Annotated in this window: 13 protein-coding genes and 1 tRNA gene; 3 read left to right on the forward strand and 11 right to left on the reverse strand. The window is 42.7% G+C overall.

Annotated features, from left to right (window positions below; genetic code table 11):
• Positions 1 to 54: 54 nt before the first annotated feature.
• The 7 genes from mgtE to AB8P51_RS00350 are packed head-to-tail and all read right to left on the reverse strand — an operon-like array spanning position 55 to position 8,376.
• Complete coding sequence (mgtE, locus tag AB8P51_RS00320) at positions 55 to 1,407, reverse strand: magnesium transporter (protein WP_369746780.1); 1,353 nt, start codon at positions 1,405 to 1,407, stop codon at positions 55 to 57.
• On the reverse strand, positions 1,394 to 2,263 hold the full coding sequence (gene rsmA / locus AB8P51_RS00325) for a 16S rRNA (adenine(1518)-N(6)/adenine(1519)-N(6))-dimethyltransferase RsmA (RefSeq protein ID WP_369746781.1): 870 nt from the start codon (positions 2,261 to 2,263) through the stop codon (positions 1,394 to 1,396). The genes mgtE and rsmA overlap by 14 nt, the downstream gene beginning before the upstream one ends.
• Positions 2,264 to 2,278: 15 nt before the next feature.
• Positions 2,279 to 2,917 (reverse strand): DUF4286 family protein, encoded by a 639-nt coding sequence (locus tag AB8P51_RS00330; protein ID WP_369746782.1) that lies wholly within the window; start codon positions 2,915 to 2,917, stop codon positions 2,279 to 2,281.
• A 29-nt stretch (positions 2,918 to 2,946) separates the two neighbouring features.
• Positions 2,947 to 4,734, reverse strand: coding sequence for a tetratricopeptide repeat protein (locus tag AB8P51_RS00335; RefSeq protein WP_369746783.1), 1,788 nt, complete (start codon positions 4,732 to 4,734; stop codon positions 2,947 to 2,949).
• 52 nt (positions 4,735 to 4,786) lie between these two features.
• On the reverse strand, positions 4,787 to 6,058 hold the full coding sequence (serS, locus tag AB8P51_RS00340; RefSeq protein ID WP_369746784.1) for a serine--tRNA ligase: 1,272 nt from the start codon (positions 6,056 to 6,058) through the stop codon (positions 4,787 to 4,789).
• 29 nt (positions 6,059 to 6,087) lie between these two features.
• A complete protein-coding gene (locus AB8P51_RS00345; protein ID WP_369746785.1) occupies positions 6,088 to 7,449 on the reverse strand; it encodes an HTTM domain-containing protein in 1,362 nt (453 codons plus the stop codon).
• On the reverse strand, positions 7,450 to 8,376 hold the full coding sequence (locus AB8P51_RS00350) for a bifunctional riboflavin kinase/FAD synthetase (RefSeq protein ID WP_369746786.1): 927 nt from the start codon (positions 8,374 to 8,376) through the stop codon (positions 7,450 to 7,452). It lies immediately after the preceding gene.
• A gap of 49 nt (positions 8,377 to 8,425) precedes the next feature.
• Here AB8P51_RS00350 and AB8P51_RS00355 point away from each other — a divergent pair, with 49 nt between their 5' ends.
• Positions 8,426 to 12,202, forward strand: a complete 3,777-nt coding sequence (locus AB8P51_RS00355) for a reprolysin-like metallopeptidase (protein WP_369746787.1) — start codon at positions 8,426 to 8,428, stop codon at positions 12,200 to 12,202.
• Positions 12,199 to 12,882: a hypothetical protein gene (locus tag AB8P51_RS00360; RefSeq protein ID WP_369746788.1), complete on the forward strand. Its 684-nt coding sequence runs from the start codon at positions 12,199 to 12,201 to the stop codon at positions 12,880 to 12,882. Before AB8P51_RS00355 ends, AB8P51_RS00360 begins: the two co-directional genes overlap by 4 nt.
• Here AB8P51_RS00360 and pth read toward each other — a convergent pair whose 3' ends face one another.
• From pth to AB8P51_RS00375, 3 genes are all read right to left on the reverse strand, one after another.
• Positions 12,883 to 13,512 carry an aminoacyl-tRNA hydrolase gene (pth, locus tag AB8P51_RS00365; protein ID WP_369746789.1) on the reverse strand — a complete coding sequence of 210 codons (630 nt, stop codon included), beginning with the start codon at positions 13,510 to 13,512 and terminating at the stop codon, positions 12,883 to 12,885.
• Positions 13,513 to 13,591: 79 nt separating this feature from the next.
• A complete protein-coding gene (locus AB8P51_RS00370; RefSeq protein ID WP_369746790.1) occupies positions 13,592 to 14,257 on the reverse strand; it encodes a 50S ribosomal protein L25/general stress protein Ctc in 666 nt (221 codons plus the stop codon).
• Between the two features lie 21 nt (positions 14,258 to 14,278).
• Entirely contained in the window at positions 14,279 to 15,220 is a 942-nt protein-coding gene (locus tag AB8P51_RS00375) for a ribose-phosphate pyrophosphokinase (RefSeq protein ID WP_369746791.1), read from the reverse strand.
• Between the two features lie 212 nt (positions 15,221 to 15,432).
• Between AB8P51_RS00375 and AB8P51_RS00380 the strand changes: the two genes are divergently transcribed.
• Positions 15,433 to 15,516, forward strand: a tRNA-Leu gene (locus AB8P51_RS00380).
• Between the two features lie 332 nt (positions 15,517 to 15,848).
• Here the strand turns inward: AB8P51_RS00380 and fabD are convergent.
• Positions 15,849 to 16,727: an ACP S-malonyltransferase gene (gene fabD / locus AB8P51_RS00385; RefSeq protein ID WP_369746793.1), complete on the reverse strand. Its 879-nt coding sequence runs from the start codon at positions 16,725 to 16,727 to the stop codon at positions 15,849 to 15,851.
• Between the last annotated feature and the right edge of the window lie 84 nt (positions 16,728 to 16,811).

Below are 16,811 nucleotides of genomic sequence, written 5' to 3' on the forward strand. Positions count from 1 at the left end.
TTAAGTCAACCGCGATAATCCTTTAAACATATTTAAAGAATCCCCATACTCTATTCAGATTCCCAACAGAACTTTGGCGATGGTAAAATAAATAAGGATACCAAAGATATCATTGCTGGTGGTAATAAACGGGCCAGTGGCTATTGCCGGATCAATACCTCGTTTATGGAGAAACAAAGGGGTGAATGTACCTATTATTCCGGCTACAACTATGACAGTAATCAGTGAGATAGAAATGGCGAGTGCCGTAATAAAAGTCCCTTTCCATACCCAGGTAAAAAAGAGTAAGACTATGGCAAGAATAACCCCATTGAGCAAGGCGAGCAACATCTCCTTCACCAATCTATTCCCTATGCTTCCTTTGAGATCATCATTGGCAAGACCCTGAACGATAATGGCACTAGATTGAACGCCTACATTTCCGGCCATGGCCGCAATTAAAGGTGTGAAAAAGAAAAGTATCGCATGTTTGCTGATCATCTCCTCAAAACCGCCCATGATGGCTGCTGCGCCCAGCCCTCCCAGCAGGCCTAAAAATAACCAGGGTAATCTGGCACGAGTAAGTATCCAAATGCTATCATCGGCTTCCACGTCCTGTGAGATACCTGCTGCCAATTGATAGTCCTTTTCGGCTTCCTCCCTGATCACATCCACAATATCATCGATGGTAATCCGGCCTACAAGTCGACCTATCTCATCTACCACCGGAATCGCTTCCAGGTCGTATTTAGACATGATTTTAGCCACTTCCTCGGGCTTCTCGTTTACATTTACCGAGTCTACTTTGGGGATATAAACATTTTTAATCGGATTAGTCGTGGAGGTCGTCAACAGATCCTTAAGGGAAAGCCTTCCTTTCAATTTTTCTTCGTCGTCAACTACATATATGGAATGTACACGGGTAACGTTTTCTGCCTGGGCCCTCATTTCCTTTACACAGCGCAGAACCGTCCAGTTTTCATTGACCTTCACCAATTCCTTGGCCATCAGTCCGCCTGCGGAATTCTCATCGTAGCGCAGAAGGTCAACGATATTCCTGGCGTGTTCTTTATCTTCAATTTCTGAAATTACTTCCTGGATAATTTCCTTGGGTAGTTCTCCGACAATATCAGCTGCATCATCGGTATCCAGTTCTTCCAGTTCCTCGGCAATTTCCTTAGATGAGAGATTGTTAAGTATGGCTTCCCTGACGTCTTCGTCGAGTTCGGTGAGGACATCTGAGGTTTTGTCGCTGTCGAGGAGTTTTATAAGGTAGGTTGCATGCTCTTCACTTAATTCATTGGCAATTTCTGCCACATCGGCAAAATGCACCTCCTTCATCAAATCGATCAAAGCATGCTCGCTTTGTGCATCGATCAGCTCAGTGATTTGGTCGAGAAGTTCTTCTGTGAGCTTAAAGGGTGTCATTTGCTATCTTCTTCGTCAACGAAATAAATTCGGCAACTCCAAGTTGTTCCGGACGTCGGTCAAAGATAGCATCTTCTTTTAGATTATCGGAGAGGTTGAAAATTTTTAAACTATTCCTAAGGGTCTTTCGCCTTTGGTTAAATGCGGTTTTAACGACCCGAAAAAACAAGGCTTCATCACAGTTGAGGTCCCTCTTTTCTTTTCTAGTTAAGCGAAGAACACCCGACTGAACTTTTGGGGGTGGGTCAAAGACTTCCGGGTGTACCGTAAAAAGATATTCTGCGTCGTAAAAAGCCTGTACCAGAACAGAGAGGATACCATATGCCTTACTCCCTTCCTTCTCACAAATCCTCTTAGCGACTTCTTTTTGAAACATTCCTGAAAATTCCGGGATCTGATCTTTATATTCTAGCATCCTGAAAACGATCTGAGTTGAAATATTGTAAGGAAAATTCCCGATGATAGCAAAGGGTCGATCTCCGAAAATATCCCTGATATTGGCCTTGAGAAAATCGGCCTCTATTACTTTAAATGATTCCTCTCTCACAAATAACTCGGGATGTTCAAGGGGAAAGCTATGGTTGAGATAAATGATAGAATCTGCATCGAGATCCATGGCTACAAGGTTGATATTTTTTTGAAGCAAGTACTTCGTCAGAACTCCTGTACCCGGTCCTATTTCAAGCACATTGTCATATCCATTAAGGGAAAGTGTTTCAGATATCTTCCTGGCGATCTCTTCATCTTTGAGAAAATGCTGTCCCAGATGTTTTTTTGCCTGAACCGGACTATCTCCCCGATCCCCGTTCCTGAATTTTTTCCTCGATTTTGAATGAGATCGGTTGCGTTTACCCATGAAATTCACTTGAATTCAATATGTTTTTTCCGTATAAACCCAGGCCCTGATACCAGATGCGAGGATTACTTCCTTTCTTTGATAAGCTCCCCCTTCGTAAGCATCTACGAGCTGTAGTTCTTCCTGACTGATAATATAGACAACACCATCCACCCTGTCATTCTGATCTGCCGACTTTTGAATCGTGGGATATAGGCCTCCAACCTTTCCTGCTGAGATGCTATGCGATTTTAAATAATCTTCTTGGCCCTTAAGCCCCCTTGAGAAAACCATCTTTTGAACTTCCGGATCCTGTAGGGTTCCATAAGCGAATAAGTGGGTCGTTGCACTTTTGATCGGAGCTTTTTCAATGCTGATTACCTGGAGTTCAGTCCTGAAAGCGACAAGGGCATTGCCAAAGCGTTGCATTGTTTTATTTCTCATGCGCTCAGCATCTTCCCTGTAATAAGCATCCAGGGTCTTCCTGTCGCTCACCTTGTATTGCACAGAATAAGTAATGCCTCCCATTTCTTCATCCACCAGGACTCTGGTCATGGTGGCCTCAAGAAATTTCCCGGTTGCCAGAACATCCGGGATATGTGTGCTTTTCATCCATGCAAGCCATTGAAGGTGAACGGAATCCTCAACATTAATAGTGACATTATAAATTAGCATATAATTCCAGATTTTTTATTCGGAGATCGTCAATTTATGATATCACCTCTGAGCATTCTAAAATTCTTTCGTGCTTGGGGGAAGAAATAGCTATCCTGATAATTGTATAATATCTTTTCGTAATGATATTTTGCTTTTTCAGGTTGATTCAATGTTTCTCTGAACAATTCAGCCATGGCAAAATGTGCATCATCAGCAAGGATATCATCAGCATAAAACTCTACAATCTTAGTATAATTAAAAAGCGCGGAATCATAGTTACCTGCCTTTATAAGAAGTTCAGCCTGTTTTAACAGGGCTTCATCTTCAATTTTTTCTCCTTTGTGTTGTTGCAGGATTTCCTCAAGGACGGCTACAGCTTCTTCATTTTTGTTTTGATATGCAAGCAAGTCGGCCTTTGCGTATTTCTTCAGGGCAGTCTGTGTGGAATCTTCAAAGGAATTATCGGATATTAACAGACTCAATTGCATAGCATCATTAGCGATAAGCTGAGATGTTGAACCCCGCAATACTTTTAATTGAGTAAGTGCCCAATCAAAATCTCCTTTATAGAAACTGGTCTGGGCAACTTTAAAGCGTGCTTCCTGGCCGAGAACATCGTTTTTAAGGTTTTTCTGTATTTGCGAAAAATAAATAAGGGCCTCGTTAAATTTCTGGTCAAATACCAGGATGTCTCCCAATGCCATTTTTATATATGCTTCCCCGTATTTAGCTAAAGGAAGGGCAAGTGATTTTTTGAGGATAGGAATGGCTTTTCCTGATTCATTTTTTTTAAAGGTGAGGAAGTTGGCATAGGCAACTTGTAATTGAAGTGTATTGGGTTGATATCCGTATTCGGAAACCAGTTCCTGGTATTGTTTATCAATTCCCGGATAATCCTTTTCAGAGCTTGTGATCAGTTCGATATCCAATAGATTGAGCTGTGCATTGAGTCGCGTAACCTGATCCGTGCTGTTCTTTTCGATATAGCGGAAAATATCGACAGCAATTTGGGGAGCCTGGTTTTCCAGTGCACTGGCACCAAGCGCTTCCAGTCTTTCCATGGAAACTTCTCCAGTTCGTTTATAGATGGCTTTTTCCTGGATAAAAGCGTAGTTGAATTGTTTTTGCTGTACAAACAACCAACTCAGCAATTCGTTCCATAAGACAGATGGTTCTTTCTGCGCTTTTTTAAGAGCTACTTCCCTCAATAACTGATTATTTTCATTATTGGGATCCTCGGTGATAAAATCACTTATCCTTCCTATGACGTTGCCAAGGGTAGATCTCCCATTACCCAATAGTTCCATATAGGCCTCAAACATCTGTTTTATCTTACCCTGTTCACCGTAGATAAGCGCAATCTGGAAGTAATAATCGAGCTGTGGATTTAATTCCATGGCCCTTTCAAAGGCTTTAAGGGCATAATCTAATAGAGCAAATCGTTGAAAACCAACACCTATTCCATATCCGTAATTAGGATTTTTTTCTATTGAGGCGAGGGCCTTGTCATAATATTCCCCGGCTAAAGAAATCTTATCCTGTAATCGGTAATTATACCCCAGTTCTATATAAATAGTGGGGTAAGCACTACCAGAATCTAACCTGTTGAGGAGGAAAGATTCTGCTTTGTCATAGGCCTCGAGTTGCTGGTAACATCGAACCATGCTTTCTGCAAAGTCCATCCTCCTCGGATTCTCAGCTACGAGTCTTTCATAAAACACAAGGGCTTTTTCGTATTCTCCATCATTGAAATACTGTTTAGCCAGAAAATCGTCCTGACTCAACAGGGGAAGAGAAGTGACAAAGCACAACCAGAAAATTAGGGCTTTCATCATGGGTCTTTCTCAAAGGTAACCTAATCACGGAAGAAAAACTACCAAGGAAATCTTAATCTATAATCTCAAAACCAGTATATGGAACTAAAACTTTTGGGACTTTGATGCCATTTTTAGTCTGACAATTTTCCAGTATTCCGGCCAGAACCCTCGGGAGAGCCAAAGAGCTGCCATTCAAGGTGTGGGCTAATTGAGTCTTTCCGTTTTTGTCTTTGAACCGGAGTTTTAGACGATTAGACTGATAGTTTTCAAAATTAGAGACGGAGCTTATCTCCAGCCATTTATCCTGAGCAGTAGAGAACACCTCAAAATCGTAAGTAAGTGCTGAAGTAAAGCCCAAATCTCCCCCACAGAGTCGAAGAATTCGGTAGGGAAGTTCCAGTTCACGAAGTATCTTCTGAACGTGTTTTACCATATCGTCAAGGGCTTTGTAGGAATTAGATGGCTCTTCCACTCGTACTATTTCCACTTTGTCGAATTGGTGTAATCTGTTAAGTCCCCGCACATGTGCGCCGTAACTACCTGCTTCCCGTCTGAAACAAGGGGTGTATCCGGTATATCGAACAGGAAGTTCGTTATAACTCAGGATGGTGTCACGGAGAATATTGGTTACAGGGACTTCTGCTGTCGGGATAAGATACAGGTCATCGGCTGTTATGTGATACATCTGCCCTTCCTTGTCAGGGAGTTGTCCGGTACCAAATCCGGAAGCGGAATTCACCAGATGAGGCACCTGCATTTCCTGATATCCGGCTTCGGTATTCTTGTCGAGGAAATAGGAAATCAGGGCACGCTGAAGGCGGGCACCTTTGCCTTTGTAAACTGGAAAACCAGCCCCAGTGATCTTTACTCCAAGTTCAAAATCAATGATATCGTATTTTTTTGCTAGCTCCCAATGTGGAAGAGCACCTTCAAACAATTCAGGTATTTCCCCTTCCCGCATTATCTCTTCGTTATCTTCTTCAGAACTACCAGCAGGAACCAATTCATGAGGTATATTGGGAATGAGAAAGAGGGCCTGGTCAAGAGCTGAGATCACCTCATTGAGCTCCTCGCTTAATTTTTTTGAATCTTCCTTAACTTGGATAGTCTGTTCTTTTAGCACATTGGCTTCCTGTGCTTTACCTGATTTAAAAAGGTTCCCAATTTCTTTGGAAAGAGAATTTAATTGAGCCAGGGTACTATCCATCTGAGTTTGGATAGCCCGTCTTTTTTCGTCCAATTCGGAAACCTCGTTGAGTAAAGGTTCTGCGTCCAGGTTTCTTTTTTTCAGGGCAGTAATAAGTTGCTCCTTGTTTTCCCTTATGGCCTGTAATACTAGCATTGAACTTTATTTAAGGCACAAATTTACGCTTAATTAGCGAAATTTGAGGATGGGCTGGGTAATGATTTTACGGAGGTTCCCAAAGCAGAAGGAAGAATCCAATGATGATGTTTAAAGGGGTGCCATTCTTCAGCAGCAAGATCAACTGTGGAGTCGATAAACGGTTGGAGGGGACGGCCATTTATACTCACCCTCGCCCTGGCATAAACGGATATGTTGTACCCTTGTGCAGCGTATTCCTGCTTTAAGAATTGAGCAAACTGCCAGATGTAATCGGGATAGCAGGAAACTTTCTCCATTTGTTTGCGACTCAGGTAGAGTCCGGGAGTAATAGTTGTGGCCTCACCTGTGTCCTTGTTTACAACCGAATATTTAATAATTCCTGCTCTGGTTCTCAGCATCATTCTCCAACTCATCCTGTGGCCTTCCTCCGTCCATAAGACATCCCCAGGAATAAAATAATGTCTAAGCGGTAAGGCGATTTGTACAATGAAATAAATCCCGAGTCCGGCAAAAAGAAAGTTCCTGTATCGGGGTAGCTGCACCTTGTTGGAGGTATTCAGTTCCTTCTTTTTGAGGAAAATATTTCGGATCTGGCCGGGAGGAAAGAAAAAGACGGTAAAGGCAAGGGCCAGGTAAGGAAAAATACCGATCTGAAATACAATAGAATTAAAAAGGTGAAAGAACAGGGAAAAATAAAACGCCAGTTTTCTTGTAGGTTTCCACAATAAGGCCGGAACAATCAGCAGGTCGAAAAGAATACCTATGATTGCGATGGCTGAGTGCACCCACGGTTGCTGCAGTGCATCCCCGATCAGGGGATATGCCGCTTTCCCTTTCATAAGGATGGCAATTATAGACAGATCGAGCCAGTCTCCGTAGAGTTTTGCAAGGGCTGCATACGTATAAACAATAAAAAGCTGAAAAATGATAGTCCACTTTACCCAGGCGGGCATGTGAATGGAGACAAGGGAAGGATCAAGCCTAGTATCCAGGGAGGCATACCTATTAGCCGGGAGAAAACACATTAAAAAAGAAATGAGGATCAACAGGTAATAATGATTGTTGTATGCTGTTTTTTGCATGAGGTATACGGCGGTCCACAGAAGGGTAAAAAGGATGATGCTCGTCCTGTATTTATAACCCAGGGCAATAAAAATCCCCAAGAGACCCATAAACATGAAGTAGAAGTACATCCCATTTCCCGGGAGGGGTTGCAGCCATTCAAAACCAATAAAAGTAAAGGTAAATGAAGGCTCGATCAGAGTTCTTTTTACCCAGCCGGTGAGGATAGCTCCAAAACATTCAAGGCTGATAAGGGTGCCAAAAAATATCCGGAACACAATTAGAGAACTATTGTCTATCCGCTTAAAAAGCAACTGCTGTAACATCTATGCTGAGATTATTCTGCGAGTCGTAATTTGATCCTTATGCAGTTGTTCCTTTAGTTCATCCAGCGTATTGAACTTCTGTTCTTCCCTGATCCACTCCAGGATATTGACCTGTAGGTTTTGGTTGTAAAGATCTTCCTCAAAGTCGAGGAAATTGATTTCAATACTCTGGTTTTCCCCATCTACGGTTGGATTATAACCAATGTTCATCATCCCGTAAACTTTCCTCCCCTTTAAATGGCTTTCAATAACATAGGCACCATTTTTAGGGATGAGTTTGTAGGTTTCCTTAATCTTGAGATTTGCAGTGGGAAAACCGAGTTGCCTTCCCAGTCCCTTTCCTTTGATGATTTTACCGCTAAGCATATAACTGTAGCCCAGGTAAGCATTGGCAGTAGCCACATCGCCTTCCAGCAATGCATTCCGGATTTTAGTAGAGCTCACGGCTACGGCCTCGATCTCCTGTGCTGGGATTTCCTCCACCTCAAAATCTAAGGCGTTGCCAAAAGCAATGAGGTCATTGATATTGGCATTTCTGTTCCTGCCAAACCGGTGATCATACCCGATAATAATTTTTTTAGCGTGCAGAGCATTCACCAGCATATCCCTTACAAATGCTGTGGCACTGAGTCTGGAAAAGGTCTTTGTGAAGGGTTGTATGATTAAAAAATCGATCCCCAGTTCTTCCAGGATCTTCTTTTTCTCTTCAATGGTATTGAGAAGTTTAAGATCTGAATCTTTTTGCAAAACCATTCTCGGATGAGGAAAAAATGTCAGTACAGCGGCTACCCTATCATGGATTCTGGCATCATTTATGAGACGTTCCAGAATAAGCTTGTGTCCAATATGAACACCATCAAATGTACCAATGGTGATGACAGAAGCCTGGTTTTTATCGTATTTAGAAATGCTTTGAACCGTTACCACACAATATAAAGAATAAAAAGACTTATTTTTAAAGCTTTAAAGTCCCCGAATGACCACAAAACTACGTCTTGTTTTGTCAATAACCATGCTATTTGCCTGCTTTTACGTAGCCGGACAAACACAATATTGGCAATCTACCCAGATACAAAACGCATTGTTGTCTTCTGATCTAAAGGGTTTAGAAGAAGAAAAAATACGGTTTTTTTCCCTTCAGGAATCAATTTTAGACAGGGAGTTGAAAAAGATAACTTCTAACGGTATTGAGCAAACACTGGTCTATTTTCCTGATGACAAAGGGCAGTTAATAGCTTTTCGGGTTAAAGAAGCGCCCGTTTTTTCCCCTGAACTCACGGCGCGATACCCTCAAATACGTTCATTTAGCGGTATCGGGATCAGTGATAAAACCAAGAGGGTGCGATTTAGTGTTTCTCCCAAGGGGATTGAAGCCATGTTTGTGAGTCATGATGGAAATCAGAATCGATTTCTGCAAAAAGTTTCACCCCAAAGTAATGCCTATATTCTCTATGATAGAAAAGGATATTCAGGGGAGATGGAAAAATTTCTTTGTGAAACCGAAGACAAGCGTATTGCTGGAGCACAAAGCAGAACCTCCAAACTCGTCGACGATCAACGCCTGAGAAAATATCGTATCGCTGTCTCAGCTACGGGAGAATACACGCAATTTCACGGAGGTACAGTGGCTGATGCACTTGCTGCAATAAATGCCACTCTAACCAGGGTTAATGAAGTCTTTAATACGGATCTGGGAATTGAGCTGGAATTGGTCGCAAACAATGACCTTGTGATTTACACCGATCCAGATACAGATCCCTATCAAACAAATCTCAATACTGAAGTTCAGACAACACTGAATAATGTTATCGGAGATCTGAACTATGATGTAGGGCATTTATTTCAGGAAGATGTAAATGGGGGAAATGCAGGTTTTATCGGGGCAGTTTGCCAGACCAATCAGAAAGGAAGTGCTTATTCCTCCTCGACAAATCCACAGGGGGATATTTTTGACCTTGACTACGTAGCACATGAATTAGGACATCAATTCGGGGCTAATCATACCTGGTCATTCGATTCAGAGGGTACAGGAGTGCAGGCTGAGCCCGCAAGTGGATCTACAATAATGGGTTATGCAGGTATTGTACAGGGAAACAACGTGCAGAATAATGGGGATGATTATTTTCATTATTACAGCATAAAGCAGATTTCAGAATACGTGCTTACCACAACATGCGCAGTAGAAACGGCTATAACAAATTCACCGCCCATTATTACAACTCTTGATGATTATACGATTCCTAAAGGAACGGCATTTGTGCTGCCTGGAGAGGCTTCGGATCCGGATACGGGTGATGTCCTTACATTCTCCTGGGAACAGATTGATGACGGAGTGGTTACAACCGATACTTTCGGTCCACAGAATGCAAGTGGGGCTAATTTCAGGTCTTTACCTCCAACGATAGATTCAGCCCGCTATTTTCCAAGATTGTCCCGGGTGATTCAGGGGGACCTGACCCAGACCGGCCCTCTTATTAATTCTGCATGGGAAACGGTATCTGAGATTGAACGCGACTTAAATTTTGCGCTTACTGTAAGAGATAATGCAACTGGTGGAGGACAGGTCTCTTCCGATGTTCTTAAAGTTCGGGTTAGTAACATCTCCGGTCCTTTTGTGGTAAACTCACAGGCTGCATCAGAAACTTATAGCGCCGGTACAATACAGACGATAAGCTGGGATGTAGCAGGTACGGATGCACCTCCTGTAAATGCTCAGTTTGTGGATATCTTCCTTTCTCTGGATGGCGGACTCACCTTCCCAATTCAATTGGAGGAAAGGGCTGCGAATGATGGCTCTCATGATGTACTGCTACCGGGAAATACTACCACAACAGCCAGAATTATGGTAAAAGGGTATCAAAGTGTGTTTTTTGCAGTAAACAGTGCCAATTTCACTATTGAAGAGTCGCCCATTGTTCTGAATTTTGATGACCTCGACTTTGATGTTTGCCAACCTGTAGATAAAGTGATCCCTTTTGTTTATGAAACCTACGGGGGGTTCAATGAACAAGTAGTATTTAGCGCCACCGGAGTCCCGCCCGGTATTGGGGTGTCATTCCTTCCTGGTACTGCTACCGATAACAATACTCCGGTGGATATGACTATATCCAATACAACGGCTGTATCTGAGGGAGTATATCCAATACAGGTGCTGGCTACAGCGCCTTCTTTTACCCGGGAAGTTACTATTGTTCTCACCATCTTGGATACGGATTTCCCTGAAGTTAGTTTGGTAACCCCGGCGAATTCAGCCACAGACATCCCTTTAAGGCCAATACTGAGCTGGGATACTCCGGCGATCAACAATTCCTATCAGATTGAAATAGCCACTGATGCCGCATTTACTTCGGTCATTGAATCAGCCACGGTCATCTTTAAAAATTATACCCCTGAAAACCTGGAGCCAGTTACTACTTATTACTGGAGAATCAAGCCCGTTACGAATTGTGGCGAAGGAGTATTTGGTAGTGCTTCCAGCTTTACAACTGTACCGGTTAATTGCAAGATGAAAAGTGCAGGAGGCCTTCCATTGTCGATCTCTTCAACAGGAACACCTGCGGTACAGACGAGCATTATGGTAGTTGACGATTTGCCGGTCTCAGACATCAACGTCTCTGTGAATATAGAGCACAGCTTCCTTTCCGATCTAATTATCAGTCTGATATCGCCTTCGGGAACAGAGGTTGTACTTGTTTCCAATTCCTGTTCTCAATTGGAAAATATAAATGCCATTTTTGATGATTCGGCCAGTCCTTTTGTCTGCAACGGCAATCCGGGGATAAGTGGAACTGTTAAGCCTTTGGGATCTTTATCTTCATTTAACGGAGAATCTTCCTTTGGAGAATGGATTTTGTTAGTAAGAGATACGGCTCCTGCCGACGGAGGTCTTATTCAGGACTTTACTTTGGAGCTATGTGTTGAGGGTGTTTTCAGACCGGATGCCGATGGAGATAATGTTTTTGATGATGGGGATGACCTCTGCCTGGGTACACCACCGAACACTGAGGTCAATGCCGATGGCTGTCCGGTTTATCGCTTTGAACAGGATAATTTTAATATATCCCTAATGAGCGAGTCCTGTATCACTAATAACGATGGCCAGCTTGATATCACGGCGAATACTTCCCTGGATTACTCTATAGTGATCAGTGGGAATGGGGTGAATGAAACGGCCGATTTTAATACGAGCTATCAGTTGGGGAATCTTTCCTCCGGATCTTATTCGGCTTGTATCACAGGTACTGATGGTAGTATAACTTATGAAGAATTTTGTATAGATTTTGTGATCTCAGAACCCGATCCGCTCGAAGTACTGATCGCCCTCGATGAGGATGCCTTACAGGCTATCTTGAGCCTGAGTGGGTCTGAGCTTTACAATATCGAATTAAATGGAATACTTACTCAAACTGTTGATAAAGATTTTACACTTGGCCTGAAACCCGGTGTAAATACTATCAAAGTAACAGGGGCCCTTCCCTGTCAGGGTATATTTGAAGAGGTAGTTTTAATAGGGTTGGAACCCGTTTTATACCCCAATCCTTTTGTAAATGAACTCGAGGCTTATGTTCCCTATTCAGCTTCTCCGGTAGAGGTGCAGGTCTATAATCTGCAGGGACAGCGGGTGTACTCAAAAACATACACCGCAGAGGATCAGCTAATCCGAATGGAATTGAACATTTTACCATCAGGAGTATATCTTTTACGACTTACAGGAGACGATATTAATTTTACAACAAAGGTCATTAAGCGATGAAAAGGATATTCATATTTGGCATCGGAGTACTGATCATGGCTTGCAGCAAGAAATCCCCCAAGCCACCGGAGGCAGCCGTACTGAGTTTTCCCCTGGAGAATTCGGAATGCACTACAGGAATAAGCCTTAATGCCACTACAAGTCAGGTAGAATTCCGATGGCTGGAAGCGAGGCATGCCGACACTTATGAATTGAGGGTAACGAATATCCTTACCGGCATTTCGGTGACCAATGCTCCTACTGCAGCTTTGTCTGCGAGGCTTCCATTACTCAAAGGGGTTCCTTATCAGTGGAGGGTTACGGCCAGAAATGCCGAGACCCAGGAATCAGCGGTTAGTGAGGACTGGTACTTCTACAATGCAGGGGTGCAGACGACCTACGCTCCTTTTCCGGCTGAAATACTTGAGCCGTCATCTGGGACTTCAGTAGTCCGGGATCTCAATAATCAGATTACCCTGAGCTGGTTCGGGGCTGATGTAGACAGCGATATTCAATCGTTCGAAGTTTATTTGGATACAGTTCCGGATCCTCAGCTCTTAGTTGCCTCTCCTTCGGTTTTTATCACTAGCGTACAGGCTGATGTAGCGATAGACACGGTCTATTATTGGCGGGTAGTTACGATTGACCGGGAAGGAAATACTTCTGATTCGGGCACCTATTCCTTTAGAGTAATCAGATAATCAGGTATTGTTAAAGGTATTCATTGTGATATTTACTCCCTGAAGGACAAAGGATTCTATCAGTTCTGCACAGCGATTGAGTCTTTCGGGAAGTGCTTTTTCTTCTTCTTCATTCCAATTCCCCAATACGTACTCAACCTGTCTTCCTTTGGGAAAATCAGATCCCAGGCCAAACCGAAGTCGGTTGTACTGGCTGGTTTGCAAGGTCTGCTGAACATCGGCCAGGCCGTTGTGGCCGCCGTCACTTCCTTTAGTCTTTAAACGCAGAGTTCCAAAAGGCAGGTTGATGTCATCTGTGATAATAAGCAGGTTTTCTCTTGGGATTTTTTCTTTTTCCATCCAGTAGTGTACTGCTTTGCCACTACGGTTCATAAAGGTAGCGGGTTTAAGCAGCAGAATACTACGTCCTTTGACCTTAAAGGATGTAGTAGCCCCAAGCTTATTCTGGGTAAAATCGAGTTCTTTTTTCTGCGCCAGATTATCCAGAATTTGAAAGCCGATATTATGACGGGTATTGTCGTAATCAGGGCCTATGTTTCCAAGGCCTGCTATCAGGAATTTTTTCATCTCGTCTTTTTCAGTTAGGACAGGTGAAGGCTTTTTAAAAAGGAATGATAATAAAGAACGCATAGCAAAGTTAACTCCCGGCTAAAATACAAAAGCATCCCAAGAAAATTTCCAGGGATGCTTTTCAATATTCTGTGAAGAATTATTCGGCACCTTCTGCCGGAGTTGCTTCTCCTTCAGCTGGAGCTGCTTCCCCTTCTGCAGTTGCTTCTGCACCTTCAAGTTCCTCATCTCCTTCCTCTTCATCTTCAACAACAATTGCAGCACGAGCCGTTTTCACTTGTACTACCACCGTTGTTTCGGGGTGAAGGATGGTAAACTTATCATTCAAAAGAGATTCTACAGTGATATTATCTCCGATCTTCAGGGCGGAGATGTCAATATCGAAGAAATCCGGTAGGTCACCTGGCAATGCCTTGATGGCAAGCTTTCTCTTTCTGAATAAGAGTCGACCTCCATTTCTAACCCCGGGGGAATTTCCGTGCAGTCGAACCGGGATATTCATCGTAAGTTCTTTGTCTTCGAAAAGCTGATAAAAATCGATGTGTAAGATATTATCAGTAACCGGGTGAAACTGTATGTCCTGCATGATGGCATTCACCTTTTTGCCATCTTCCATCTCAACCACAACAGTGTGGGCGTTTGGGGTGTACACCAAGTGTCTGAATGCTAGTTCATCTGCTGCAAAGTGCAATGGTTTCTCCCCTCCGTATACCACGCAAGGGACCTTTCCAGCATTACGTAGGGCCTTCGTTGCCTTCTTGCCCACGCTTTCTCTTTCTGATCCTTTGATTGTAATTGACTTCATTATATAGATTTAAATTGATATTTACATGATAAATTTTGAAGCGATAGATGTGTTGTGATGAACGCGATGCATCACATCGGCGAACAGGTCTGCACAACTCAACACTTTGATCTTATCGCTTTTTGGTCTACTCGGGATTGAATCGGTGATGATCAGTTCCTCGAGTTTCGAGTTTTTAATTTTTTCGTAAGCATTTCCAGATAACAGGCCATGAGTCGTGATTGCTCTTACGCTCAGGGCACCTCTTTCCATCATCAAATCGGCTGCTTTGGTAAGGGTTCCTGCCGTATCCACCATATCGTCTACCAAAACGACGTTCTTTCCTTTTACTTCCCCAATGAGTTCCATATGGGAAATTTTATTGGCTTTAGCCCTTTGTTTGTAACAGATGACCACGTCACTGGACAGGGCTTTTGAATAGGCGTAAGCTCTTTTCGATCCACCCATATCCGGGGAAGCGATGGTCAGGTTTTTTAGTTTGAGCTTTTCCAGGTAGGGCAGAAATAGGGTAGAGGCAAACAGATGGTCAACCGGTTTTTCAAAAAAGCCCTGGATCTGATCTGCGTGCAGGTCCATGGTGATAATCCTGGTTGCCCCTGCTGTTTCCAGCATTTTTGCCACTAGTTTGGCGGCGATGGGTACTCTTGGTTTGTCTTTCCGATCTTGTCTTGCCCAGCCATAGTAGGGCATTACAGCTGTAATATGTCTGGCTGAAGCTCTTTTTGCGGCATCGATCATCAGCAACATTTCCATAAGGTTTTCCGGCCCTGGATTTGTAGATCCGATAATAAAGATACGGGTCCCCCGAATCGACTCCTCGAAGGAAGGTTGAAATTCCCCGTCGCTGTAGCGCGAAAACAATACCTTCCCTAAGTCGGTTCCATACGACTTGGCAATTTTCTTCCCTAGCTCCATACTCTGGCTACAGGCAAAAATTTTCGGTTCTGGTACTTGATACGGCATAGGTAACAGCTTGTTCGCTAGTTTTTTACAGCGCCTTTTTCCAAAGGAGGTGCAAATTTATAAATTTATTTGTCTTAAGGCCGATAAATGGGTAGAATTTTAAGGGTGCAAACAAAATTATTTTTTAGCTTTGCAGACCCATTTGCCTCGGTGGCGGTCCCGATATCCCGATAGTTATCGGGAGGGAGGTAGACGCGGACCGACATGGCGAAGCCTCGGTGGCGGAATTGGTAGACGCGCTGGATTCAAAATCCAGTGATAGCAATATCGTGTGGGTTCGATTCCCACCCGAGGTACGAATAAACCACAAAAATGTGGAAACACAAGCGAGCTTCAGAAAATAGAAAATGGAGCTCGCTTCATTTTTCTGAACAAGCGCGGTGTTTCTTTTTGTGGTTTTCAAAACGAGCTAGAAGGGAAGCTTTCTGAAAGAAAGCAATCCCTGGGAGTTTTGGTGATTACTTCTTGTAGTATGATCTTCTTCCATTTGTAGTAGGGTTTCTTTTTGTGGTTTTCAAAACGAGCCAGAAGGGAAGCTTTCTGAAAGAAAGCAATCCCTGGGAGTTTAGATCTAGTATTTTTTGGCAGCTCTACAAAGGCGATGTTACCAAGGGATACAATCTAGCCCTTACTTTTGCAGTGTTTCCTTTTGGAATTTTTTCTTGATTTGAAGAGCGAGTCCTTTTAAAAAATTACCAGGGCCAATTTCTGTAAATTCCGTTGCTCCATCCTCTATCATGTGAAGAATTGTATGTCTCCACATTACAGGATGTGTCAATTGATCTATTAAATTTTTCTTGATTAATTCTATAGTGTTACTCGGACGTGCTGTAACATTCTGATAAACAGGATACTTCGGATTATTGAATTTGGTTTCCTCTATTGCTAATCTGAATTCCTCAACTATAGGGTTCATAAAAGGAGAATGAAATGCGCCGCTAACAGGCAGATAAACAATTCTTCTAGCCCCAGGCCTCAATTTTTTACAAGCTTCCTCAAGAGCTGATTTTTCACCTGAAATAACAACCTGATTTGGCGCATTATAATTGGCAGGTACAACTATTCCGTCTATCTTATCACATACATTCTTAACAATAACGTCGTATAATCCAACTACAACTGCCATACCGGTATTCTTAACTTCACAAACTTTTTGCATAGATAAAGCACGCCTGGAAATTAATTTTAGGGCCGACTCAAATTCTAATACACCTGCAGCAGCCAGAGCTGTTATTTCACCCATGGAATGTCCTGCAACCATATCGGGATTAAAATTTTCACCAAGAGTTTTGGCAAGAATAAAAGAATGTAAAAAGATTGCAGGTTGGGCAAACTTTGTTTGTTTCAGATCTTCAGCAGATCCTTCAAACATTACATCGGTAATTGAATATCCTAAAATATCATTGCCTCTTTCAAAATATTCTTTGGCAATTTTAGACTTTTCATATAAATCTTTTCCCATGCCTGGAAATTGAGTGCCCTGACCAGGGAATAAGTACGCATTCATATTTACATTGGATGATTAAGATTATTCGTGGATAATAATACTAAGATATTCCTTTTGGATTAATCTCATTAGGCGGATATCTTT

The sequence above is a fragment of the Muriicola sp. SD30 genome (assembly GCF_041205185.1).
Lineage (GTDB): Bacteria > Bacteroidota > Bacteroidia > Flavobacteriales > Flavobacteriaceae > Muriicola.